This window comes from Psychrobacter halodurans (assembly GCF_017498075.1).
Classification (GTDB): domain Bacteria; phylum Pseudomonadota; class Gammaproteobacteria; order Pseudomonadales; family Moraxellaceae; genus Psychrobacter; species Psychrobacter celer.
Map to the genome: position 1 here is coordinate 95,868 of NZ_JAGBKN010000007.1, position 24,468 is coordinate 120,335.

Genomic DNA, 24,468 nt, shown 5'->3' on the forward strand with positions numbered 1-24,468 from the left:
TTATTTCACTTCTGGCTGTTGGTTGGCTGCCGCATCAATAACATCGACACCAACCGCCTGCGCGATTTTTTGATCAAACTCAGGACGAAAATATTTAATCGCACTCATCAGTGGCTCCATCGCACCAGGCGCATGGGCACAGAATGTTTTGCCGATCCACAAGTCACGGGTGAGGCCTTCTAGTTTTTCGACATCGCCGACTTGTCCCTCACCATCATTGATGGCGGTGAGCAGCTTGACACCCCACGGCAGACCATCACGGCATGGCGTGCACCAACCGCATGACTCACGCTGAAAGAAAATCTCAAGATTGCGCAGCAGCGGCACCATGTCCTGCGCTTCATCGACGACCATAATCAGCCCAGTACCCATACGGCTACCGGCTTTTTGAATGGTGTCAAAATCCATCACCACGTCCAAATGCTCTGTGGTCAAGAAGTCGGTCGAGGCACCACCAGGCAACCATGCTTTGAGTGTTTTGCCATCTTTCATGCCGCCAGCCAACTCTTCGATGATCTCGCGAGCAGTATAGCCAAATGGCAGCTCCCATAAACCTGGGTCATTGACCAATCCTGAGCAGCCAAAAAGCTTAGTACCCGGGGTTTCGCTTTTGCCTTTGATTTTCGATAGTGACTGATACCACTCGACACCATGATTGAGAATCGCAGGCATATTATTTAACGTCTCGACGTTATTGACCACCGTCGGTCTGCCCCACGCCCCAGAGATTTGCGGAAACGGCGGCTTAGTACGAGGGTTGGCGCGGCGACCTTCTAGGCAATTGATCAAGGCGGTTTCTTCACCGCAGATATAGCGGCCAGCACCCGTATGTACATGCAGATTAAAGCTAAAATCTGAGCCAAGAATGTTGTCGCCCATCAGATTATTGGCTAGACATTCTTCAATAGCCGCAACCAAACGCTCAGCAGCCAATATATATTCACCGCGGATAAAGATATAACCATCGGTGGCACCAATCGCATGAGCGGTGATGAGCATACCTTCGATAAGCTGAAACGGTAGGCGCTCCATCAATAAACGGTCTTTAAAGGTGCCCGGCTCCATCTCATCAGCATTACAGATGAGATAACGTGGCAAGCCATCTGGCGGCGACATAAACGACCATTTCAGACCGGCGTTAAAGCCTGCACCGCCGCGTCCTCTGACATTGGCCGCCTTGATCATATTGCCGACTTCTTTTGGTGATTTGGACAATGCCTTTTTTAAACCCGTAAAGCCTTGTAGAGACTCATAAGTCGCTAAATCCAAAACGGCATCATGATGCGCCAAACGCCAAGTCAATGGTTTGGTTTCGCTGGTGGCGGTCGCCTTATCACCATAAATTGGTATACGCTGTTCATTTAGTTGGCTTGGCGCTTTACCTTGACCGCGACGAGCAATCTGCTCTGAAATCGTTAAACTCATGCGTATAGCTCCAATAATTGCGCAACCTCAGATGGCTGGACAGGACCATAAGTGTCTTCGTCTATCAGCACCGCAGGGCCTTTATCACAGTTACCCAAGCAGCAAATCGGTAATAGCGTAAAACGGCCATCAGCTGTGGTCTGCCCATACTCAATACCCAGCTGTGATCGAATTTCAGCCGATAGCGCCTCATAACCTGTTAGATAGCAGGCCACTGAGTCACAAATCAGGATGACGTGACGGCCGACAGGCTGACGATAAATACGGTTAAAGAAAGTCGCAACGCCGTCCATATCCGACATCGGAATGTCTAATATATTGGCGATGGCATTGACCTGCGCATCATCGACCCAGCCGTTGCGCTTTTGCACGATTTTTAGCGCATCTAGCGAGGCGGCGCGCGCATGGGGATAGTGATGCATATATTCATGAATGGCAGCAATTTCCTCAGGGGTGAGGATGCTGGCCACATCTACTTTTGGCATTTTGTCGGAAACAATTTTCATAATCTTCTATCTTTCCTCACTCATCATGCTAAGCACCTAGCCACTACAGCCTTATCATCGCTGACATAAAAACACTGTATGATATTGACAGGTGATCGCATTTTGGCGTGCCATCAGGCAATAATATATTGATTGACTTATCTTAAAAAAACACTCATCTCAAATCACAGCGCTAGCGGTCACAGTCTGCCATCACAATATCAATCGATGCCAGATACATAATGGCATCAGAGACCAAGGAGCCATTAATCACTGACGGCATCTGCTGCAAATGAGCAAATGTCGGGGTGCGAATACGAGTGCGATAACTCATCGTGGCTTTGTCAGACGTGATGTAATAGCTGTTGAGGCCCTTGGTTGCTTCCACGATGGTGGCACACTCACCCGCTGGCATCACAGGGCCCCAAGAGACAGAGATGAAGTGGTTAATCAGCGTTTCAATGTCATTTAGCGTACGGTCCTTTGGCGGTGGTACCGCTAGCGGATGGTCGGCCTTGTACGGGCCTTGCGGCATGTTGTCCATACACTGGCGGATAATACGCAGCGACTGGCGCATCTCTTCGACTTTTACCATACAACGATCATAAGCATCACCGTTGTAGCCGATGGGCACTTCAAAGTCAAAATTCTCATAGCCCATGTATGGACGCGCCTTACGCAGATCAAAGTCCACCCCTGTCGCGCGTAGACCGGCACCGGTGACACCCCAAGCCAAAGCCTGCTTGGCATTGTACTGTGCCACGCCTTGAGTACGGCCCTTAAGTACGCTGTTTTGTAGTGCCGCTTTGACATACTCATCCAAACGCTTGGGCATCCACTCCAAAAACTCACGTACCAAGCGCTGCCAGCCACGCGGCAAGTCAGCAGCCGTACCGCCAATACGGAACCACGCTGGATGCATACGGTAGCCGGTGACGGCTTCGATGACATCATAGGCTTTTTGGCGGTCGGTAAACATATAAAATACCGGCGTCATGCCACCGGCATCCTGAATAAAGGTACCGACATACAATAGGTTGTTGGTAATACGGAAAAATTCGCTCATCATCACGCGGATAGTCTCAGCGCGCGGCGGTATCTTAATACCAGCGAGCTTTTCCACCGACATGATGTAGGGCAGTTCATTCATCACCCCGCCCAGATAATCGATACGGTCGGTATAAGGGATAAATGAGTGCCACGTCTGACGCTCAGCCATCTTTTCTGCACCGCGGTGGTGATAGCCAATATCAGGGATACAATCGACGACCTCCTCGCCATCGAGCTGTAGTACCAAACGAAAGGCACCGTGCGCTGAGGGGTGGTTAGGACCGATGTTCAAAAACATAAAGTCTTCATCGCGGCCCGAGCGCTTCATACCCCACTCTTCTGGAACAAAACGCAGGTTTTCTTGCTCGTATTGTTGTTTTGCCGCGTTTAGGAAATACGGCGTAAATTCAGTGGCGCGCGCGTGATACTCTTTGCGCAGTGGATGGCCTTCCCAGTATTTCGGCAATAAGATGCGCGTCAAATGTGGATGGCCACTAAAGACAATCCCAAACATATCCCAGACTTCGCGCTCATACCAGTTGGCATTTGGCCAAATCTGCGTGGCGCTCGGCAGCGTCAAATCGTCTTCATCTAGCGCCACTTTGATACGCACATCACTATTGCGCTCAAGCGACATCAAATGATAAAACACCGTAAAGTCGCTATCTGGCAGACCTGCACGGTGCTGGCGCAACCGCTCATCTATCGCCGATAAGTCAAATAGCATGACATAGGGCTTGGGCAATTTGCGCAAGAATAACAATATCTCAAGCAAATCTGCGCGCGCCACCCACACCGTTGGAATCTCATCAACCGTATGCTGCACCACAAACTTGCCAGCATATTTATGGGTAAGCTCTTGGATGACTGCTGGAGCAGGCTTGCTCTTAGGACCCCTATTATTAGGATCTGTGTTTTCGACTACCGTGACCATGAATGATGTATTCCTTCATTAATCATAACTAAACGATGTTAATCATAACCGAACTGTGATGGGCGTACGCGTACTGAGCACGTCTACGAATTATTAACGATAAAACCCTAGCCAGACTACATAACCGCTGGCGCTAACAGCGCGCTTAGATACTGTCTGGGCTGCGCAGGTTTTTTACCGCGATACGGTCTGCCTGTTTGCGATCGCGCTCAGGCGTCATTTGCGGCTGGTAGATACCCTGCTCATTGACATGGACACCCAGCGGACGGCGCTCTTTGGTAATAGACTCTTGTAGCAGCATCAGCCCCTGAATCAGCGCTTCTGGACGCGGCGGACAACCTGGCACATAAACGTCGACAGGGATAATCTTATCCACGCCCTGTACGACAGAGTAGATATCATACATACCGCCTGAGTTGGCGCAGGCACCCATTGATATGACCCACTTTGGCTCTAGCATTTGCTCATAAAGACGCTGGATAACAGGGGCCATTTTGACAAAACAAGTCCCAGCAACGATCATCACATCGGCTTGACGCGGCGAGGCGCGAATGACTTCGGCACCAAAGCGCGACAAGTCATGAACCGCAGTTAACGTGGTGGCATATTCGACATAACAGCAAGAGGTACCAAAGTTAAATGGCCAAAGCGAGTGCTTGCGACCCCAGTTTGCTGTTGAATGGACAAGGTCTTCGAGACGACCCATAAAGACGTTTTTATTGACTTCATCTTCGATAGGGTCATTGACCGTTTGACTGGTCTGAGCAGGATAGGTATCTGCATCAGGGTTGGCTTTTGTTAATGTGTATTTCATAACATACAACCTTTATATGGGGCACTGCAGGACAATCATCTTGCCACCGCGCGCGCCCATTATTCATAAGTGTTCATTGATATACCATCATAAACCCTAAGGTTTTGTACAGCTTGACCGTCTTAACGCTCAACACTGTCTTTTTGCGCAGACGTGGCAAAATCCACGGAAGTCACATTGCCCGTGGTATTGATATGATCGATATTTTGTAGATGGCGACGATTGGTCTCGATATTGTTTGAGACATTGATCTGCCCTGATGACTGCGCTGGGACTTTACCTGTTGGATCGACCATCAGCTCGTGCGCGCCATCAAAACGGGTGATGTCTGCCAAATTAAAACCAGCAGGCGCTGCATGTAGACGAGGTTTTTTGCGGCGCTTGTCCGCTGGTGCCCAGTTCATCGCGCCCAGACTCAGCTCATATATCAGACCGATGATTAAGATTGTGATAAAGATGGCGGCGGCAGCAAACCCTAACCAGCCGGCTTCGCGCACTGAAACGGCATACGCATAAAGATAAAGCGCTTCTAAATCGAAAATCACAAAGAAAATCGCCACCAAATAAAATTTAGCAGACAGACGAATACGGGCGTTGCCTGCTCCGACAACACCCGCTTCAAACACTTCTTCTTTTTGTGAGCCTTGAGAGCGACCGCCAAGCAAACGCGGCACGACCAGCATAAAAACAACTAGCCCAATGGCGGCTAAGATAAAAGCAATTGCTGACCAATTAAAAGCAGACATGATAATACGTGCTCCTCACCCAATCGAGTGTCAAGCGCCGCGCAGAGACTGACCAACTAGGATCGGTGAGCGGCAGGCTTGACGCAGACGAAAACACAAAGCGACTGTCATTGAGCCACTGTATTTAAGTAACGACTAAATAACCATATTAGGTACTGTGCTGGTAATAGCCAATTATCAAGTGTATTGACGACGATGTCAGACATGACCAACTGTAGAGGTTCCGCTAGACATACGGAGCAAGCTGGTCGTCTAACCCCGCTTGTAACAACGTAAGATCAACTTATTAAATCAATATCATATCGCACTGCTTACTTAATTGATTTAATAACTCATTACACGTAGTCAACAATGGACGAGACAACTGGCATAAATTATTTACGTACTATACGCATTTCAGTGCCTAAAAGCTAGTTTTTAACTGTATTGAACGGTCACTTTCTCTATAAAAAAAATATGTTTTTTTTACTATAAATTATGATATAGACATTACCTTATATTAACCCCAAATCCATAACTTTTACTTATGACTGATATCATATCATTATTGAGCAAAACCACTTGGCTTTACTCGGCATCTCTGCGCGTCCATCTCCTCCCCAAAGTCGTTGTTTTTGCTTTATAATACCTCACCGAATTTTAATGATGTCTCGCCATTGGCACAAAGACACCTTTGGCAGCGTCTCAATCATCTTTGGTAATGATAAACCTACCGCACGATATCTGATGAAAAATATCTGATAGAAAATCTTAGCCTATATTGGCGATATTTGTTTGTCCCTCTTCGATGACAGTGATGGTTTATTTTTATCCAGCGGCTGTCGGTACTGTGTTTATACCGCTATAGTCAGTTCACTATAAAATGTTAATGTTATAGCAAGGCTGATAGAAGTTTTTGCAGCCTCTGTCTGCAGCGGCACAGCACGCCAGAAAATTTTTATCGGCCTTGCTGATCAATAAATGCATGATGCTTTTATTTAGAACCGACTATATTTTATCTTTTGCTTTTGTCTTACAGGTCACGTTATGAGTCAACTCAATCCCAAACAATCCGAGGCCATGCTCTACGTCTCAGGCCCACTACTGGTGCTGGCGGGTGCCGGCTCTGGTAAGACATCAGTGATCACCCGCAAGATTGCGTATCTAATTGAAGAGTGCAACATGCCAGCGGAGCGTATCACCGCGGTGACCTTTACCAACAAGGCGGCGCGCGAGATGAAGGCGCGTGTCAGCAAGCTACTCCCTAGCGACAAGATGCGCGGTCTGACGGTCTCAACCTTTCACCAATTTGGTCTGCAGTTTTTGCGTTATGAGCTGATGCATACGCCGCTCAAGGGCAACTTTTCTATCATGGACAGCGACGACAGTAAGCGCCTGCTGATGGAGCTGATGATGCGCGACAACCTAAGCGGTGCTGAGAGTCGTGAGCTGGTTGGCAAAGCCATCAAGATGATCTCAGACTGGAAAAACGACTTGATTGAGCCAGATAAGGCGATGGAGACGTTGGACGATCCAGAGGACATGATTTTTGCCACGCTATATGGTTTATATGAGCGCAATCTGCGTGCGTATAACGCTGTGGATTTTGATGATTTGATCGTCTTGCCAACCAAGATACTGCGTGAAAACAGGGAGCTGCGCGACAAATGGCAAAACCGCATTCGCTATTTATTGGTCGATGAATATCAAGATACCAACACCGCCCAGTACGAGATGATCAAATACTTGGTCGGGCCGCAAGGTCGCTTTACCGTGGTCGGCGATGACGACCAGTCGATCTATGCGTGGCGCGGTGCCAAACCTGAAAACATGGCACTGCTCAAAGAAGATTTTCCCAAACTAAAAATCGTCATGCTCGAGCAAAACTACCGCTCGACCACCCGTATTTTGACCTCAGCCAACGCGGTGATTCTTAACAACGAGCATTTATTTGAAAAAAAGCTCTGGTCGGATAAAGGCCAAGGCGAAAAAATCCGCATCATCAACTGCCGTAATGACGATGACGAGGCCGAGCGCGTCGCCAAAGAAATCGTCACACACAAGCTGCGCTTTGGCAATGAGTGGGAGCAATACGCGGTGCTTTATCGCAGCAACTTTCAGGCGCGTATGCTCGAGGCACAACTGCGCCAATTGCAAGTACCCTATAAGCTCTCTGGCGGTCAGTCGTTTTTTGCGCGCAGTGAAATCAAAGACATCATGGGTTATTTGCGCCTGATATTGAACCCAGAAGACGACAGTGCGTTTTTGCGTATCATCAACACGCCCAAACGCGGTATGGGGCCTGCAACGCTTGAGAAGTTAGGCTTATTTGCCCAAGAGCATAGTATCTCCCTACTCGCCTCTTGTACCCATGCAGGCCTTTCGCACGTATTGCCATCCAAAGCCTATGGTACGATAAAGGAGTTTGGCGAGTTTATCGAGCACTATACCCGCGAGCTGGATCAGCACCCTGACCCAGTCCCCATCGTGCGCCAGATGATTGATGAGACAGGCTATATCGACTTTGTCCGTAGCGACGCCAAGACGCCGCAGCAAGAAAAAAACCGCCTTGACAATATCGACATGCTCTACACCAGTATTCAGTCGCTGATCAACCGCGCAGAAGACGATGAAGATCGCACCATTGATACCATCATTCGCAAACTGGTATTACTCGATATGCTCGAGCAGCAGCAAGAAGAAGAAAACACCAATAAAGTCAATCTGATGACCCTGCACGCGGCCAAAGGCTTGGAGTTTGATTTTGTCTATATCATGGGGTTAGAAGAAGAGATGCTGCCGCATCGTAACTCTATCATCAGTGAGACCATCGAAGAAGAGAGGCGTTTGATGTACGTGGGCATCACCCGTGCGCGCCGTGAGCTGACGCTGACGCTGGCAACCCAGCGCCGTGCTGGTGGACAAATGCGCGTCACCTCCGAGTCGCGGTTTTTAGATGAGCTGCCAGAGGATCATATCGACTGGCCTGCCAAAGCCAAAAAGAAAAAAGCCAGCAAAGACCCTGAAAAAGTCGCTGATGAATACTTGGCCAATATTCGGGCATTATTGGGCAATCGTTAACGGTCACTAAACGTTCAGCCTTCATCGCCCGTCCCCGTCTTTGTTATCATAAGGGCACAGCACAGAAAACATCGACATGGCTGAGTGATGAGACAACTACCGAGTGAATTGAAGACATGCCCTAGTACCTGTCCTAGCATTTGTAAAAAACATTGGAACCTTTATGCCTACGCCACCGCCTGAACAAGAACGACCATCGACCCTGCAAGGAGATTACAATCCTGCAGAGTATAGCGCTGAGTACAAGCTGCTGTATCTACAAGGTCTGGTGGCTGACAGGGCATTTGAGGACATTACCACGTTTTTAGACAAGCAATCAGAATATGAAATTGCCAGCTTACTTGAGTCTTTTCCAACACAAAACCGCCTGCTGATTTGGGAGCAAGTACCCGATAACATCAAAGGTGAGGTGCTGGCCGAGCTAGAAGTCGATACGCGCCAGCCGTTGATGGAAAACATCTCATCCAAAGAGATATCACTGTTTACACAAGACCTAGATGCCCAAGACATCTCAGAGATTTTGGACACGGTGACCGACAGCGTCCGCACCTCGGTGATGGCGACGCTGGACGAAGATATCCGTGTGCAGGTCAATAAGCTCGACACCTATGCCGATTGGGAAGTCGGTAGCTATATGGACCCTGATCTCATTCAGGTCAGAGACGACATTACGCTGGCTGAGGTACAAGAATGGCTGCGCGACAATGACGATCTACTCGATGACGAAAGCCAAGAGCTGTTGGTCGTCGATCAAAGCCAGCAATTGCTTGGGCTGCTAAGCTTGGTGGATTTGATCAAACATGATCAAACCACTTTGGTCTCAGTGCTTATCGACCCTGCCGTCACCATCAATGATCGCTTCGACATCACCGATGCGGCGGCGATTTTTCGCTCAGAAGACATTCGTTTTGCCCCCGTCATCAACAGCCATGGCGAGCTGGTCGGTCAATTAAATGGCGAGGACATCATGGAGATTATCCAAGATGATGTCGATAGCACCATGAAAAACCTCGCAGGTGTCAGCCAAGATGAGGAGCTGTTTGCTCCTATCTTGACCAGCGCCAAAAGCCGTAGTATCTGGCTTGGTATCAATCTGTGTACCGCGCTATTAGCGGCGGCGGTCATCGGTCAGTTTGAGGCGGTGTTGGCAAAAGTGGTGGCGCTGGCGATTTTAATGCCCGTGGTTGCCAGTATGGGCGGTATCGCTGGCTCGCAAACCTTAACAGTCGTCATTCGTGGTATGGCGATGGGTCAAATTGGTGGCTCCAACCGTTTATGGCTACTGAACAAAGAGCTGTGGGTCGGCGCGATAAACGGTATGATATGGGCAATAATCATGGCGTTTATCGCCCAATTGTGGTTTCATGATATCAAGATCAGTGCGGTCATTGGCTTGGCAATCGCCATCAATATGACTGCGGCCAATGTCTCAGGCATTAGCATTCCTTTACTCCTAAAACGCATGAATATCGATCCTGCTCTATCAGCGTCGGTGATTTTGACCACCGTCACTGATATTGTCGGTTTTATGTCGTTTTTGGGCCTAGCAAGTGTGCTGATACTATGAGTGAGCACCAAAGCTGTCATGTAGTAATCATTGACTTTTTTGTTTTTACAAAGCCAATCGGCTTCGCCTAAATCAGGCATTTTTTTGAATTTAATTTACAACCTATCCAATCGTTGAGTGAGTGCGTTATGCAAGCTGTACAAGTAAAAGTGTTAAACCCAAAAATCGTTGAAGACAAGGCTTTTTCTTTGCCGACACGTGCGACCGATGGTAGTGCTGGTATTGATTTGCGCGCTTGTATCGATGCGCCTTTGACCATCAAAGCCGGGGAAACACATCTTGTCGGTACAGGTCTGGCTGTGTATATCGAGGACCCTAATTATGCTGGGATGATTCTGCCGCGCTCAGGGCTGGGTCATAAGCACGGTATTGTTTTGGGGAATTTGGTAGGTTTGATCGATGCCGACTACCAAGGCGAGCTGATGGTCAGTATCTGGAATCGTAGCGCTGAGGATTTTGTATTAAACCCAGCAGAGCGTATGGCGCAGTATATTGTCGTCCCTGTCGCTCGTCCTGAGTTTACCGTGGTGTCAGAGTTTAGTGAGACCAGTGCGCGCGGCGCAGGCGGTTTTGGTCATTCAGGTCGCCAGTAGACCGACTTGCTTTTTTGACTATTTAATGACTGTCTCTTGAATTGAAGACAAGCCCTAGAAAACCTCTACTATTTTAACCATCACGCCATAAGGAGAGTAAGCGATGCCATCTTTTGCTGCGCAGCAATCCTTATTTCGTGCTTATGATATTCGCGGGCCGCGTCAGCATTTTACCACCGATTTTATTCAGGCGTTGGGGCACGCTTTTGCCCATCTGTATCAAACCGCCGAATACCGAGACACCAGCGCTGATATAGATGCTTTGGCAAATGTCGAGCGGTCAAATATCAGTCAGTCAAACACGGATCAGCACAGCATCAATCAGCAGCATATCCTTCCCAATACCATAAACAACACCAATAAACAAAGCATCGTCGTCATCGGCTACGATGTGCGCTGCAGCAGTGATGACATCGCACATACCTTAGCGACTATCTTGGCACAGCATGGCCTACATGTCATTCAGCTCGGTTTGGTGACCACACCGATGATGGCATATTGGGCAGCGCAATATCAGGGACATGGCATCATGGTGACCGCCAGTCACTCGGCCAAAAATATACTAGGCATAAAATGGCTGGTAAACCATCAGTCCCCTAGCTGTGCTGAAATTCAGGCGCTCTATCAGCAGCTAGCGCCTCCTGATACGCCGCTTGCTCTGACTGCAGCGATAGGTTCGATGGGTCATCTGCCAACGGAGCAAGTGAGTCATGGCTATATCGATGCCATTTATCATGTTTTTATCCAGCTATACCCTCTACACCCTATAAGTCTATACCCTATAAGTGGTGAGCAGGCCTGTGATAAAGCATCGCACCATCACGGACAATACAGCGCAGCCCAGCAGCCATGCAGCGACTGGCGCCATGCTGCGCCCAAGCTTGAGCTGACGGTAGTGATCGACTGTATGCATGGGGCGACCAGTCACATCGCTCAGCCTTTATTTCAGCGTTTTTGTCAGAGCGTTATCATGCTTAACAATACAGCAGACGGTCATTTTCCCTTAGGCAACCCCGATCCTACTGAGCCAAGTCGGCTCAAACAGTTGCAGCAAGCGGTCACCACGCACAAAGCCGATATCGGACTGGCGTTCGATGGCGATGGTGATAGGCTGATGGTCGTCGATGAAAATGGCAAGACAGTGATGCCGGATCATCTGTTGTATCTACTGGCAAAATCCGCGCTCTGCGATAGCGCGCCTAACCCAGCTTCAACCGCGGTGCCTCAAGTACTGTTTGATATTAAGTGCTCTCACCATCTGCCTGCATTGCTGGCCGAGCTGGGCGCTGAGCCTATCGTGAGCCGGACGGGGAGCAGTCTGATGCGCCAGCAGATGCAGCATACCGATAGCCGCATTGTCTTTGCAGGCGAGCTATCAGGGCATTTTATTTTTAATGACAAGCATTTTATCGCTTATGATGATGCCATGTACGCGGCTTTACGGCTATTGCATGGATTGGCCGCTCAGCCGGACGATGTTACCCAAACCTCCTTAGCAGCTATCACCCAAAGCCTGCCTACGCTGGTCAGTACCGCCGATCATTATCTGCCAATACCGTATGCCCTCACGCGCGAGCGCTCTATCGTGACGCAGCTACAGGTTTTTTGTCAGTATATACAGCAGCTCATGGATGCGGCCCGCGAGCAGTCAGATATAGCAGATTCTCAAGAAGATTGCTTGGTCAATCCCGCCTGCAGCCACGCAGTTGTTAATGAACGCTCGTCTTGTAATTGTATAGCGCAACAGCCCGCTATCACCTTAGCGCAGGCGCGGCAGTTATTGCCTATCGGCACGAGACTGAGCTGTATCGACGGTGTGCGCTTGGATTTTGCGCATGGTTTTGGCGTATTGCGGCAGTCCAATACCAGTCATCACCTGACCGCGCGCTTTGCAGGTGATAGTCTTGACGATTTAAAAGAAGTACAAAACAGATTTGCCGCTTTGTGCCGACCCTTTGATCAAAGACTGGCAGAGCAAATCATCGCGATTGCTGCTGAATAACTTATCACCCCCACTTTTTTGGCTTATATTTTTTACCCTGTACCTTTACCGTAGGAGTTTGTAATGACGCTTAATCTAGACGATGCCAAAATCACCGCTGAAGTATTGACCACGGCCTTGCCTTATATTCAGCGCTTTGTCGATAAGATCATCGTGGTCAAATACGGCGGTAACGCCATGACTGACCCTGCGCTTGAGAGCTCCTTTGCCCGTGATATCGTCTTACTCAAAACCGTTGGCATGCATCCTGTCGTCGTTCATGGCGGCGGCCCGCAGGTGGACAACCTGCTAAAAGAGTTGGGGCGGCAGTCTGATCGCATCGATGGCATGCGTGTCACTGACAAAAGCACCATGGATGTCGTCGAGATGGTACTAGGCGGCAGCGTCAACAAATCTATCGTCAGTCTCATCAACAAACACGGCGGCCGCGCTATCGGCCTAACTGGTAAAGATGCCAACTTAATCCAAGCAAAAAAACTGATGATGGACAAAATAGGTACCGATGGAGTCGCTGTACCTGTGGATTTGGGGTTTGTCGGTGATGTGGTGAGCGTCAACAAAGACGTGATAAATATGCTTATTGCCTCCGACTTCATCCCTGTCATCGCCCCACTTGGCGTCGATAGCGAAGGGCATACTTATAATATCAATGCCGACTTGGTGGCCGGTAAAGTGGCGGAGTTTTTGCAAGCAGAAAAACTCATGCTCTTGACCAACATCAAAGGCGTCTTGGGCCGTGATGGTAAAGTGGTGACGGGCCTGACACCAAAAACTGTCGATAGTCTGATCGCAGATGGCACCATTTCAGGCGGTATGATTCCTAAAATAGGATGCGCGCTCGATGCGGTACGTGGCGGCGTCAAAAGCGCCGTCATCGTCGATGGCCGTGTGCCGCATGCAACCTTGCTTGAGATCTTTACCAACGAAGGTGTCGGTACTTTGATTAGCCGTGACCTTGATGCGGCCATGCTTTAACTTCTTGAGGAGTCGATCATGCCGCTGTGGCTGTGGTGCCTACTGTTTGTTTTAGAGAGTCTATATTGCTGGTGGATTATTGGCTACGGCGGTGCGCGCTGGATAGAAGGCTGGAAGTCGTTCTTTATGATTGAGTGGTTTGCGCTTGATTGGACAGCAGAGCAAATTCGTCTTTACGTGCTCATTATTTGGTGCTTCAGTGTGATTTGGTTTGTCGTAGGTATTATAAAACCCGAGCTTAGACTCTAAGCTTGGGCTTTTTAACTGTCTATCAATTTTATGGCCCATCAACATTCATTCAAACAATGATGAATTTAATAAGCACAGAACTCAACAGAACTATGGTAACTATTACCATAAACCTTCATATAGTGATTGCCTTTGCTCTCAGTAATATAAGACGTTTCATTATCATAGCGGTCACCGTCCAATCGACCACTTGGCCCTGAGACGTAAGCCATATTGATGCGATCATCGCCGACATTACGAATCACTAAATTCTGGTCTGCTGCAAGCCATAAACGAAACACTTTGCCATCTTTGATATTGCCTGTAAAGTTACCGCAATAGCTGTCTTTTGCAAAGGTTACTTTAGTTGATGAGTCTGCCGCCTGTACGCTTGTGGCCATTATAGGTGCTGCTGCAAGCGTAGCCATCAGTAATAATTTTTTCATCATTCTATCCTCGAACATTAGGGTCTATTGAACATTCAGATATCGTGCTGGTAGCACATCTGAATATTCAATAGACCTTATAAATTAGTAAACTTAATTCTACCTATGAGAGCATAGTTTATAATTTGTCAAAGTGACAGCTTTTTTATAAAAATTATTTATAAATAACCGCCTCAAACTCAGATTCATTAAAGCCGCACAACAATATTGGCTGACCTTGATTTTTATCGTCAATCTGACCTTCCACAATCGGACGCTTAATCATGCTGGTATTTTCTACCAGCAAATCTATCGCTTTATCTACACTGTCAGCAGCGGCTTGTTTTTGCTCATCGGTCAGCTTGCGCCATGTGGTACCACGCTTATTGAGCACTTTATCAATACCTAGCGCATCTACCCAACGCTGAACGCTTGGTTTGTCGATGCCTTGTTTTTTATAATCATGAAAATCATAGCTGACACCCAACTGATCAAGCTTAGTAAACGCTTTTTTCATGGTGCTACAAGATTTGATGCCATAAACAGTGATGCTCATAAAAACTCCCAATCCATAATCATTAGTCGCTGTATTATACCGAAGCCGGTTAATTTTTGGTTTGTTAAACAAAAACCTCCTGTCGCTACTATGATGCCTTTCCCCCAACTTGCCAACCTGTCGTCGTGACAGCGCGCAAACGCGTCATCATACCATCGCAATTTTCGCCAAATTACGCTATGCTATGGCATTATTTTGTTTTACCCAATTTATCTGTAATCATCTTATCTGTAATCATCAATTTCGAGCCGACTATGAGCAACGCCGTGACAGCAGAAACTGCTAATACCAATCAGACCAACAATACTTCCATAGACCCTACCCAATACCAACCGCAGCTGATCGAAGCGGCACAACAAGCCAAGTGGGCAACGGACAAACGCTATGAAGTGAGTAATGAGCCAAGCGACAAGCCAAGTCGCTATATGCTGTCGATGTTTCCGTACCCAAGTGGCAAGCTGCACATGGGACACGTGCGTAACTATACCATCTCTGATGTACTCAGCCGTTATTATCGCCTCAAAGGCTTTGATGTCATGCAGCCAATGGGCTGGGATGGCTTTGGCCTGCCAGCAGAAAACGCCGCCATCGCCAACCAAACACCGCCTGCTGCTTGGACATTTGCCAACATCGACAACATGCGCGCCCAGCTAAAATTGCTCGGTCTCTCTATCGACTGGTCACGTGAGTTTGCCACTTGTAGCCCTGAGTATTATCAGTGGGAGCAGTGGTTGTTTTTGCAGCTCTACAAAAAAGGCTTGGTCTACAAGAAACTCTCTACCGTCAACTGGGATCCGGTCGACAACACCGTCCTTGCCAACGAGCAAGTCATCGATGGCAAAGGCTGGCGTAGTGGCGCGCCCGTTGAAAAGCGCGACATCCCGATGTATTACTTTAACATCACTGATTATGCCGATGAGCTGCTCGATGATTTAGACCAGCTAGAGGGTCATTGGCCATCTGAAGTTCTGACCATGCAGCGCAACTGGATCGGCCGTAGCGCGGGTATGGAAGTACACTTCCCTTATGAGCTGAGCGGCGAGCGCAACACCTTAGAAGTGTTTACCACTCGCCCTGATACCTTGATGGGCGTCACTTATGTCGCCGTTGCCGCTGAGCATCCGTTAGCGCAGTACGCCTCTGAGCAGGATGACGCCATCGCTCAGTTTTGTGCACTGTGCAAAAAAGGCTCGGTCGCCGAAGCGGATCTGGCCAAAGCCGAAAAAATCGGTATGGATACAGGCCTGACCGTGACCCATCCTCTCACTGGTGAAGAAGTCCCTGTGTGGGTCGCCAACTATGTCTTGATGAGCTACGGCTCAGGCGCAGTGATGGCGGTACCAGCGCACGATGAGCGCGATTATGAGTTTGCGACCAAATACAGCCTACCTATCAAGCAAGTCATCCAGTCGCCTGCAGACTTTGAAGCATCCGTCCTTGCTGCTGCTCAAGCGGACGGCTCTGAGCCAAATCTTGCTTATACTGAGCGCAACATCTTGGTGAACTCAGGCGAATTTGACGGCTTGGATTTTGATCAAGCGTTTGAGGCAATGCTTGCCAAACTTGAGCCCCAACAGCTTGCGAAGAAAAAAATCCAGTATCGTCTGCGTGACTGGGGCGTCTCGCGTCAGCGCTATTGGGGCTGCCCTATCCCAATGATCAACTGTGAGCACTGCGGCACGGTGCCTGTCGAAGAGCAAGACCTACCTGTCGTACTGCCAACGGATGTCGTCCCTGATGGCCGCGGCAACCCGCTCAAAAGCATGCCAGAGTTTGTCAATACCACTTGTCCAAAGTGCGGCAACCCAGCTGAGCGCGAGACGGATACCTTTGACACCTTCGTTGAGTCGAGCTGGTACTACGCACGCTTTGCCAGTCCAAACGACACGCAAAACATGGTCAATAAATCTGCCGCCAATAAATGGCTGCCTGTCGATCAATACATCGGCGGTGTCGAGCACGCGGTCATGCATCTACTTTATGCGCGTTTCTTCCATAAGCTCATGCGCGACGAAAACTTGGTATCAGGCAATGAGCCATTTGCCAACTTGATGACGCAAGGCATGGTGCTTGCGGGCACTTTTTACCGCCGCAACGCTGATGGCAGCACCACTTACTACTTCACCGAAGATGTCGATATCGACTACAACGAGCGCGGTCAGCCAGTTAAAGCGATTTTAAAATCTGATGGACGGCCTGTCACCATCGGCAAAATAGAAAAAATGTCCAAATCAAAAAACAACGGCGTCGATCCACAAATCACCATCGATAAATATGGCGCGGATACCGTACGTTTGTACACGCTGTTTACCGCCCCTGCCGACCAGACGCTTGAGTGGTCAGATGACGCGCTAAAAGGCCCTTATAACTTCGTCAAAAAAGTATGGCGCATCGCAACCGACCATATGCAAGCCCTAGCGGCTGCAAGTCTAAGCCCTGATGCATTAAATAAAGCCACGCTCAATAACGAAGCATTAAACACAGAGCACCTTAGCAAAGCGGCGAAAAACTTACGCCGTAAGACTCACGAAACCATCGCCAAGATTGACAGTGACCTAGGCGAGCGCTTGGCGCTAAACACGCCAGTCTCAAGCCTTATGGAGCTTGCCAATGAGCTGACTGGTTTTAAAGCCAGCAGTGAGCAAGACCTGCAAGTACAGCACGAAGCATTGATTGATTTATTAATCATGCTATCTGCCTACGCACCGCACGTCGGCGAGCACTTGCTTGAGCAGCTGGGTGTCGATACGGTCAACTTAAGCTACCCTGCTGTCGACGAGCGCGCACTGGTACAAGACACCATCACCATGGTGGTGCAGGTCAATGGTAAGATGCGCGGCAAAATGGATGTCGCCCCCAACAGCGACCCTGAGCAGCTAAAAGCGCAAGCACGCGCACTTGAGGGTGTGGCCAAGTTTTTGACAGGGGACATCAAAAAAGAGATCGTCGTGCCCAATAAGCTGGTCAATATCGTGGTCGCAGGCTAGTACATCGTCTTTAGCTAGGCGCTACCCGCTAGCGCTATTAGGCGATGCGTCTTTATTACCTTAGGGCCTGTCCTCACCTCCATCGATAGCGGCCTTTACTGCTTCACTAGGCCAAAGACGAGGATTTGAGGGCACCTCCCAAGCTTTTTATCATTAAAGGATAGCGATTATGTCGTATAAGCACCGAGCAGTACCGTCACAATCATCGACCAGCGGACGAAAACTTGCGACAGCGTTACTGGCTGCTTTGCCGATGATGACCGTGCTCGGTGCCACCACCGCACTGAGTGGCTGCGGCTTTCAGCTGCGCGGTTATGAAACGCCGATGCTGCTCGATGTGGCCAAAACAGCGGTCATTATCGAAGATGATCGCACGTCGTTTCCGCTCAAGCTGCCATTGACTCAGCGCCTAAAAACCCTAGGCGCGGAAGTCATGAGCAATATGACCTTAGATGATGTGGCACGTAACAATCGACAAGCACATGCAGAGCCCATCGCCGTCATCGATATCAGCAATGTGCGATTTAAGCGTTATGAGCTGGTTGGGGTTTTGACAGAAATCCGTTTGGTGCTCTCAGCCGATGTCAGTTATCAGACCTTTGAAAATGGCAAACCTGTGATACTCAAAAACGCCATCCAAGTCGATCGCAGCTATCAGTACAACGAAGCCTCGGTCAGCACTGACGATCAGCAAGGCGATCAGATTCGTGATTGGCTCTATGAGCGCTTGGCACGCCGTATCACGGATCAATACGTCGCCATCTCCTTACCCAAAGTGCCACCTTCTAATAAGCAGGCAGTACCCATGATAAACAGCGCCACTGCACCCACCGTGATGGTGCCAAACGCCCAGTAATTTTATAAGTCTGTAGGAATGCTTCGCCATTCTTCATGATCATGTAATGCCGCTCTTTTCTTCTTTTTTTAACCTGTGTATCATCAGCCTATGCAAGATACTTTTATCCAAGCCTATCCAAAACTACTACAACCCGCGGCGGCAGTAGCTGGCTTGTGGCTGGCACACGGTGATGAGCCGTTACTCAGTCAATGGCTTATCGATGCCATGCGTCCGCACTGGCGCGCGCAAAACTATGCCATCAAACGTATCGAGCTGGTGTCAGTCAAAAGCTGGCAAGATGTGCTATCCGAGCTTGGCAGTCAGTCGTTGTTTGACGATGCCAGTGCGCTGATTGTGACAGGCAATCACAAACCTGATAAAGCCGTCATTGCCGCGCTCGAACGTTTTGCTATCGAGGCACAAGCAGGCACGCACAGTCACAGCCTGCTATGGCTTACGCCTAAGCAAGACAAGCGCAGCCAGAGCAGCAAATGGTTTGCGCCGTTTGCTCAGTACGGTCATGTGATTGATTGCAACTTGTACAATGAGCAGCAACGTCAGCAGTTATTACAGATACAGGCCCAGCAGTTTGGCCTCACGCTGTCACAAGAAGCATGGCAGCTGCTGATGTCGCATACCGAGCACCATCTGCTAAGCGCCTATCAAACCTTATGGCGGCTCTCTTATCTGTTTGCGCCGCAGCTCGCACCTGCGGCAACTCCTCATCAACAATCAGCCAGCACCTCTACCAGCTCAACTGATGGCAAAGCTCCTACCGAAAACGTCGCATTAGATATTGATGATCTACAAGCCGCGCTGGTCAGTGATGCTCAGTTTAGTGTCTTTGATTTATCCGATGCCATGCTGGCTGGCAACAGCGCGCAGGTAGTCAAAATCATCACGCAGCTCAAGGCCACCGATGAGCCAACGACGTTGGTACTGTGGGCAATCAGTAAAGACATGCGCCAGATTATGCAGCTGCTAGATGGACAAGATCCGCAGGCGCTCGGCATTTGGCGCAGCAAACAAGGCTTATATCAGCAGGCGTGTCGTCGCCAGTCAAAGGCGAAGACCGCGCAGTGGCCAGCGCTGCTTTATCGCTGCGACCAAGCCATCAAAGGACTTATCCGTCAGCCTGCATGGGAGCTACTATTACAAGCAGCGCTTGAGCTATCTGGCAAACGCTTGTTTATCACTTGATACACCTCTCGTTTGACCGCCATCCCTAAATTACTTCTATAAACGACTTACTTGTATAAACGACGACCAAATCCGCCACAACCGAGTGGCAGATTTTGGTTCTCTCGATCCTCCTTAACCTTTCTTAAACTAATTGCCATTCCTTTTTGCGCAGCAAGCCTCTACTATAGCTACACTTGATTTTATTGTGATTGGATAGTTGTCATGGGCAAAATAAGCAAAAAACCCGCGATCAAATGGGCAGTGGTCACTTTGGTCGTCGTCGTATTCGGCGCGCTGGCATATCGTTTTTTTATGCCAAAAGAAACAGCGCCTAACTACCTAACGGCGAAGGTAGAGGTCGGTGATATCGAAAATAACGTCATGGCTTCAGGCAAGGTCAAAGCCCTCAATACCGTCGATGTCGGCGCGCAGGTATCAGGTGAGGTCAAACGGCTCTATGTAGAGGTGGGAGACGAAGTGCAGCAAGGCGATTTGATTGCCCAAATCGATCAAGTGACACAAAACAACAACTTAAGCAATCAGCAAGCCAGTCTAGAGCAAAGCCGCGCCGCACTACAAAGCGCCCGTGCAGAAGCGCTAAGCCGACAAGCCAGCCTCAAGAGCGCCTACGCTGATCTTGCCAGCCGCCAATCTGAGCTCAAACAAGCTCAGTCTGATTTTGCTCGCCTACAAGACTTAGTCGCTATCGATGCGATATCGCAGCAGGAGTATGACACGCAAGCGACCAACGTCGAGACAGCAAAGGCCGCGGTGGCCAATGCGCGCGCCGCTATTGATACAGCCAAAGCCGCTATCGCCACCACAGAAGCCAATATCAATAGCCAGCAAGCGGCGCTACGCATCTCAGAGACCAACGTCAATACTGCTCGCGAGGATTTGAGCTATACCACTATCCGCGCACCCATCTCTGGTACTGTCGTCTCGATCACCACCGAGCAAGGCACCACGGTCAATGCCAATCAAACCGCCCCGACGCTAGTCACTCTCGCCGACCTCTCGACCGTACGTATCAACGCGCAAATATCTGAAGCTGATGTCATCAATGTTAAAGCTGGCATGCCCGCTTATTTCAACATCATTGGCAATCCAGACCAAAAGTACGATGCTACCTTGACCGCAATAGAGCCTGCACCAGAAAAAATCAGCGAAACCAGCTCCACCGATGCCGCCATCTACTACGTCGGCTACGTTGAAGTTCCCAATCCTGAGCGTTTATTTCGCATCGATATGACCGCGCAGATTTACATTGTCATCGATCAAGCAAAAAACACACTACTGGTGCCCTCTGCTGTCATCCATGACGGGCCTGCTGATGGCAAAACCACAGATGCAACCAGCCGCCAAGTAAGTAATAATACATCTGAGCATACCAGTAAGTTTGTCCGTGTGTTAAAAGACGACGGCAGCGTAGAGAAGCGCGCCGTCACAGTCGGTATCGACAACCGCGTCAACGCGCAAATACTCAGTGGCCTAACAGCAGGCGAAGAAGTCATCATCAGTACAGAAAATGCAGAAGGCTTGCGCAGTGGTCGCCGCGCAGGTGGCCCTCCAAGAATGTAGATGTTAACTGAACCTGTCTTAAACTCACTCGGCCATACAAGCACTGACGCACACAAGCGCTTTTATGACAAAGCTCATGACCTTATTGAGACACTGCTATGATGACACCTCAACCTTCTCCACAGCCGAGCGAGCGCTCGCTGATAGCTGATAAAAAAAGCCAAGTAGCCACTCCTCCTACCAAGCCCATCATGCAGCTATCGGGGATTATTCGGGAGTTTGCGGCAGGTGAGCAGACCATTCGCGTGTTGCACGATATTGACTTGACGATTTATCAAGGCGAGATGGTCGCGATTATCGGTCAGTCTGGCTCTGGCAAGTCGACGTTGATGAACATCTTGGGCTGCTTGGACCAAGCGACAGCGGGAGACTATAAGATTTATGGACAATCAGCCAACAAGCTTGATGCTGACGAGCTGGCCGAGCTGCGCCGTGAGCACTTCGGCTTTATCTTTCAGCGCTATCATCTGCTAGGCGATATCAGCGCCCGTGATAATGTCGCTGTCCCTGCCGTCTATGCAGGCATGGATACGAGTGCACGCATGACACGGGCAGAGGCGCTGCTCACCGATCTCGGACTAGGCAATAAAGTCGACAACCGTCCTAATCAGCTCTCAGGCGGTCAGCAGCAGCGAGTCTCTGTCGCTCGAGCCTTGATGAACGGTGGTGATGTAATTTTGGCCGATGAGCCGACAGGCGCGCTCGATAGCAAGTCCGGCGATGATGTGATGGAGATTTTGCATGACCTAAATGCTCAGGGTCATACCATCATCATGGTCACCCACGATCCGCATCTGGCCGAGCAAGCCGAGCGTGTCATTGAGCTAAAAGACGGCCATATCATTGCAGATTATAAAACCGAGCATTATCAGCCAACCACCCAGCAGCCAGCTCCTATTCTAGGTAGCCACCGCAAAAGCGCCTTGGCAAGCTTTCTTGATCGCTTGCTTGAAGCTTTTAAGATGTCCTTGCTCGCCATGCGTGCGCACAAAATGCGTACCCTGCTTACCATGCTGGGCATCATCATCGGCATCGCGGCGGTGGTCTCTATCGTCGGCCTCGGTCAAGGCTCACAGCAGCAGATACTTGCCAACATCAGCTCATTGGGCACCAATACTATTACTGTCAATGACGGCTACCCCAGAGGCGATCCGCGCCGCCGGTATAATGACGACAACCTGACCCCTGAAGATGCGCAAGCTGTGGGCAATCAACCTTACGTCATTAGCGTCAGTCCGCAAGTAAATAGCACCTCTAGCGTTCGTTATCGCAGTGTACAAGAAGACGCAACGGTCAATGGGATCGGCGAAGACTATCTACAAGTCACAGGTGAAACACTGGTACAAGGTCAAGGCTTTGATGCACAAAGTATCAGTCTGCGCAGTCAGGACATCATCATCGACGACAATGCCAAGCAGGCTTTTTTTGCCGATATCGACAACCCTATCGGTGAGGTCATACTAATCGGCAGCGTACCAGGGCGGGTGATCGGTGTACTGGCAGAGAACGATGGCGGATTTGGCCCTGATATCACCACACCCACCATATATATGCCCTATACCACCGTCATGTCCCGTATTACGGGCGGCGCTTATATCAATCGTTTTGTGGCATTACTCGATGACAGCGTCTCATCTAGTGTCGCCGAGTCTGCTATCTACGAGCTGATAGAAGGCCGCCATGGCAAGGCGGACTTTCAGATTATCAACTCTGACTCTATTCGCCAGACCATCGAGGCCACGACAGGGACGATGACGCTGCTCATCTCCTCAGTGGCGGTTATCTCACTGATCGTCGGCGGTATCGGGGTGATGAATATCATGCTGGTATCTGTGACCGAACGTACCAACGAGATTGGGGTGCGTATGGCGGTTGGGGCGCGGCAAAGCGATATCATGCAGCAGTTTTTGATAGAGGCTGTTTTGGTTTGTATTTTAGGAGGACTACTGGGTATTGGCTTGGCATTTGCCATCGGTGAGCTGATCAACCGCATCGGCGGCGATAGCTTTAAAGTCATCTACTCACCGACCTCTATTATCGCAGCTTTTGTTTGCTCGACGCTCATTGGGATTGTATTTGGCTTTTTGCCAGCCCGTAATGCCGCCAAACTTGATCCCGTTGACGCACTATCTCGAGACTAATCGCGACACATAATGACGCATTGACCAAACACACACGGCTAAAAAGAGCAAAAATGATAAAAATGGCAAAAAAACTAAAAAATCCTGCCAGATTTGCACTTTTTTTATCATGTGGGGTTGTAATTGTCATAATAATATATATAATGTGCTCTCACGTTTAGGGATACAAACTTTCTAAACGAGAAACCAAGCTTACTGTCTCTGCTAATATTGATAATACGATATACTCAGATAATAAGCTTAATAGAAAATTCTATTTAAAGAATTTTCTCTTGCAGTAATATGCAAACCTAGTGTTGATATCGAGTTTCTTAGAATTTACGAAAATGTAAATTCTCTTGCGCTCGGATGAAGTAGTACTTCATTTTATCCTCGCTCAGGGCCGATAGCTCAGTTGGTAGAGCAGTTGACTTTTAATCAATTGGTCCCGCGTTCGAGTCGCGGTCGGCCCACCATATTTAGTTTGATGCTTGTTTATCGTTCTGCCCTATCCGGTAGTGATAAATGAGTAAAAAACATCATTAAGATGTTTAGATTTATATAGTTTTCTTTTAAGAAAATTATTCTTGCATAGCGTCAGATACATTGATTATATGCATAAATGTTAGAAAATTCTATTTAAAGAATTTTCTCTTGCGAAGCTAAAATTGCAACGTTCTTTGTAAGGTTGCGTTTAAATGCAAGACTTTTGGAAATTCTATTAAAAGAATTTCCCTTGCGAAGCTAAAAAAGCAGTGCTTTTTTTATACGCTTCTCAGGGCCGATAGCTCAGTTGGTAGAGCAGTTGACTTTTAATCAATTGGTCCCGCGTTCGAGTCGCGGTCGGCCCACCATATTTGAAAAGCCCCATCACTAACTTAATAGTGACGGGGCTTTTTT

Annotated in this window: 18 protein-coding genes and 2 tRNA genes; 13 read left to right on the plus strand and 7 right to left on the minus strand. The window is 49.0% G+C overall.

Translation table 11 applies throughout. From position 1 onward, the window contains the following. From nuoF to ndhC, 5 genes are all read right to left on the minus strand, one after another. Positions 1–1,425 carry an NADH-quinone oxidoreductase subunit NuoF gene (gene nuoF / locus J3491_RS05045; RefSeq protein ID WP_207969392.1) on the minus strand — a complete coding sequence of 475 codons (1,425 nt, stop codon included), beginning with the start codon at positions 1,423–1,425 and terminating at the stop codon, positions 1–3. Then, entirely contained in the window at positions 1,422–1,931 is a 510-nt protein-coding gene (gene nuoE / locus J3491_RS05050) for an NADH-quinone oxidoreductase subunit NuoE (protein WP_075101455.1), read from the minus strand. The genes nuoF and nuoE overlap by 4 nt, the downstream gene beginning before the upstream one ends. A 172-nt stretch (positions 1,932–2,103) precedes the next feature. Then, positions 2,104–3,894, minus strand: a complete 1,791-nt coding sequence (gene nuoC / locus J3491_RS05055; RefSeq protein ID WP_075101454.1) for an NADH-quinone oxidoreductase subunit C/D — start codon at positions 3,892–3,894, stop codon at positions 2,104–2,106. 145 nt (positions 3,895–4,039) lie between these two features. Then, on the minus strand, positions 4,040–4,708 hold the full coding sequence (locus tag J3491_RS05060; protein WP_105244960.1) for a NuoB/complex I 20 kDa subunit family protein: 669 nt from the start codon (positions 4,706–4,708) through the stop codon (positions 4,040–4,042). Positions 4,709–4,830: 122 nt separating this feature from the next. Further along, on the minus strand, positions 4,831–5,454 hold the full coding sequence (gene ndhC / locus J3491_RS05065) for an NADH-quinone oxidoreductase subunit A (protein WP_192994816.1): 624 nt from the start codon (positions 5,452–5,454) through the stop codon (positions 4,831–4,833). 1,026 nt (positions 5,455–6,480) lie between these two features. Here ndhC and J3491_RS05070 point away from each other — a divergent pair. The 6 genes from J3491_RS05070 (at position 6,481) to J3491_RS05095 (ending at position 13,900) form a co-directional block, all read left to right on the plus strand. Then, positions 6,481–8,514 carry a UvrD-helicase domain-containing protein gene (locus J3491_RS05070; protein WP_207969393.1) on the plus strand — a complete coding sequence of 678 codons (2,034 nt, stop codon included), beginning with the start codon at positions 6,481–6,483 and terminating at the stop codon, positions 8,512–8,514. 163 nt (positions 8,515–8,677) lie between these two features. Next, positions 8,678–10,081, plus strand: a complete 1,404-nt coding sequence (gene mgtE, locus J3491_RS05075; protein ID WP_207969394.1) for a magnesium transporter — start codon at positions 8,678–8,680, stop codon at positions 10,079–10,081. Positions 10,082–10,209: 128 nt separating this feature from the next. Further along, positions 10,210–10,674: a dUTP diphosphatase gene (gene dut / locus J3491_RS05080; RefSeq protein ID WP_207969395.1), complete on the plus strand. Its 465-nt coding sequence runs from the start codon at positions 10,210–10,212 to the stop codon at positions 10,672–10,674. A gap of 103 nt (positions 10,675–10,777) precedes the next feature. Further along, complete coding sequence (locus J3491_RS05085) at positions 10,778–12,676, plus strand: phosphohexomutase domain-containing protein (RefSeq protein WP_207969396.1); 1,899 nt, start codon at positions 10,778–10,780, stop codon at positions 12,674–12,676. Positions 12,677–12,739: 63 nt separating this feature from the next. Continuing rightward, positions 12,740–13,651 carry an acetylglutamate kinase gene (gene argB / locus J3491_RS05090; protein WP_075101447.1) on the plus strand — a complete coding sequence of 304 codons (912 nt, stop codon included), beginning with the start codon at positions 12,740–12,742 and terminating at the stop codon, positions 13,649–13,651. A gap of 18 nt (positions 13,652–13,669) precedes the next feature. Next, positions 13,670–13,900, plus strand: a complete 231-nt coding sequence (locus J3491_RS05095) for a hypothetical protein (RefSeq protein ID WP_075101446.1) — start codon at positions 13,670–13,672, stop codon at positions 13,898–13,900. Positions 13,901–13,965: 65 nt separating this feature from the next. Here the strand turns inward: J3491_RS05095 and J3491_RS05100 are convergent, their stop codons facing one another. Next, positions 13,966–14,325 (minus strand): hypothetical protein, encoded by a 360-nt coding sequence (locus J3491_RS05100; RefSeq protein ID WP_075101445.1) that lies wholly within the window; start codon positions 14,323–14,325, stop codon positions 13,966–13,968. A 154-nt stretch (positions 14,326–14,479) separates the two neighbouring features. Further along, complete coding sequence (locus J3491_RS05105; RefSeq protein ID WP_075101444.1) at positions 14,480–14,860, minus strand: arsenate reductase; 381 nt, start codon at positions 14,858–14,860, stop codon at positions 14,480–14,482. Positions 14,861–15,114: 254 nt separating this feature from the next. Here J3491_RS05105 and leuS point away from each other — a divergent pair, with 254 nt between their 5' ends. From leuS to J3491_RS05140, 7 genes are all read left to right on the plus strand, one after another. Continuing rightward, on the plus strand, positions 15,115–17,847 hold the full coding sequence (gene leuS / locus J3491_RS05110; protein WP_243456141.1) for a leucine--tRNA ligase: 2,733 nt from the start codon (positions 15,115–15,117) through the stop codon (positions 17,845–17,847). A 169-nt stretch (positions 17,848–18,016) separates the two neighbouring features. Then, complete coding sequence (locus J3491_RS05115) at positions 18,017–18,703, plus strand: LPS-assembly lipoprotein LptE (protein ID WP_243456143.1); 687 nt, start codon at positions 18,017–18,019, stop codon at positions 18,701–18,703. A 90-nt stretch (positions 18,704–18,793) separates the two neighbouring features. Continuing rightward, complete coding sequence (locus J3491_RS05120) at positions 18,794–19,885, plus strand: DNA polymerase III subunit delta (protein WP_207969398.1); 1,092 nt, start codon at positions 18,794–18,796, stop codon at positions 19,883–19,885. A gap of 204 nt (positions 19,886–20,089) precedes the next feature. Further along, positions 20,090–21,448 (plus strand): efflux RND transporter periplasmic adaptor subunit, encoded by a 1,359-nt coding sequence (locus tag J3491_RS05125; protein WP_207969399.1) that lies wholly within the window; start codon positions 20,090–20,092, stop codon positions 21,446–21,448. A 191-nt stretch (positions 21,449–21,639) separates the two neighbouring features. Next, positions 21,640–23,589: a MacB family efflux pump subunit gene (locus tag J3491_RS05130; RefSeq protein WP_243456149.1), complete on the plus strand. Its 1,950-nt coding sequence runs from the start codon at positions 21,640–21,642 to the stop codon at positions 23,587–23,589. A gap of 379 nt (positions 23,590–23,968) precedes the next feature. Continuing rightward, a tRNA-Lys gene (locus J3491_RS05135) sits at positions 23,969–24,044 on the plus strand. A 302-nt stretch (positions 24,045–24,346) separates the two neighbouring features. Next, positions 24,347–24,422: transfer RNA gene (locus J3491_RS05140), tRNA-Lys, on the plus strand. The last annotated feature ends 46 nt before the right edge of the window (positions 24,423–24,468 follow it).

Bases quoted from the DNA above. Each gene is read 5' to 3' on its own strand.
- nuoF (WP_207969392.1), bottom strand. From the start codon at position 1,425: ATGAGTTTAACGATTTCAGAGCAGATTGCTCGTCGCGGTCAAGGTAAA.
- nuoE (WP_075101455.1), bottom strand. From the start codon at position 1,931: ATGAAAATTGTTTCCGACAAAATGCCAAAAGTAGATGTGGCCAGCATC.
- nuoC (WP_075101454.1), bottom strand. From the start codon at position 3,894: ATGGTCACGGTAGTCGAAAACACAGATCCTAATAATAGGGGTCCTAAG.
- J3491_RS05060 (WP_105244960.1), bottom strand. From the start codon at position 4,708: ATGAAATACACATTAACAAAAGCCAACCCTGATGCAGATACCTATCCT.
- ndhC (WP_192994816.1), bottom strand. From the start codon at position 5,454: ATGTCTGCTTTTAATTGGTCAGCAATTGCTTTTATCTTAGCCGCCATT.
- J3491_RS05070 (WP_207969393.1), top strand. From the start codon at position 6,481: ATGAGTCAACTCAATCCCAAACAATCCGAGGCCATGCTCTACGTCTCA.
- mgtE (WP_207969394.1), top strand. From the start codon at position 8,678: ATGCCTACGCCACCGCCTGAACAAGAACGACCATCGACCCTGCAAGGA.
- dut (WP_207969395.1), top strand. From the start codon at position 10,210: ATGCAAGCTGTACAAGTAAAAGTGTTAAACCCAAAAATCGTTGAAGAC.
- J3491_RS05085 (WP_207969396.1), top strand. From the start codon at position 10,778: ATGCCATCTTTTGCTGCGCAGCAATCCTTATTTCGTGCTTATGATATT.
- argB (WP_075101447.1), top strand. From the start codon at position 12,740: ATGACGCTTAATCTAGACGATGCCAAAATCACCGCTGAAGTATTGACC.
- J3491_RS05095 (WP_075101446.1), top strand. From the start codon at position 13,670: ATGCCGCTGTGGCTGTGGTGCCTACTGTTTGTTTTAGAGAGTCTATAT.
- J3491_RS05100 (WP_075101445.1), bottom strand. From the start codon at position 14,325: ATGAAAAAATTATTACTGATGGCTACGCTTGCAGCAGCACCTATAATG.
- J3491_RS05105 (WP_075101444.1), bottom strand. From the start codon at position 14,860: ATGAGCATCACTGTTTATGGCATCAAATCTTGTAGCACCATGAAAAAA.
- leuS (WP_243456141.1), top strand. From the start codon at position 15,115: ATGAGCAACGCCGTGACAGCAGAAACTGCTAATACCAATCAGACCAAC.
- J3491_RS05115 (WP_243456143.1), top strand. From the start codon at position 18,017: ATGTCGTATAAGCACCGAGCAGTACCGTCACAATCATCGACCAGCGGA.
- J3491_RS05120 (WP_207969398.1), top strand. From the start codon at position 18,794: ATGCAAGATACTTTTATCCAAGCCTATCCAAAACTACTACAACCCGCG.
- J3491_RS05125 (WP_207969399.1), top strand. From the start codon at position 20,090: ATGGGCAAAATAAGCAAAAAACCCGCGATCAAATGGGCAGTGGTCACT.
- J3491_RS05130 (WP_243456149.1), top strand. From the start codon at position 21,640: ATGCAGCTATCGGGGATTATTCGGGAGTTTGCGGCAGGTGAGCAGACC.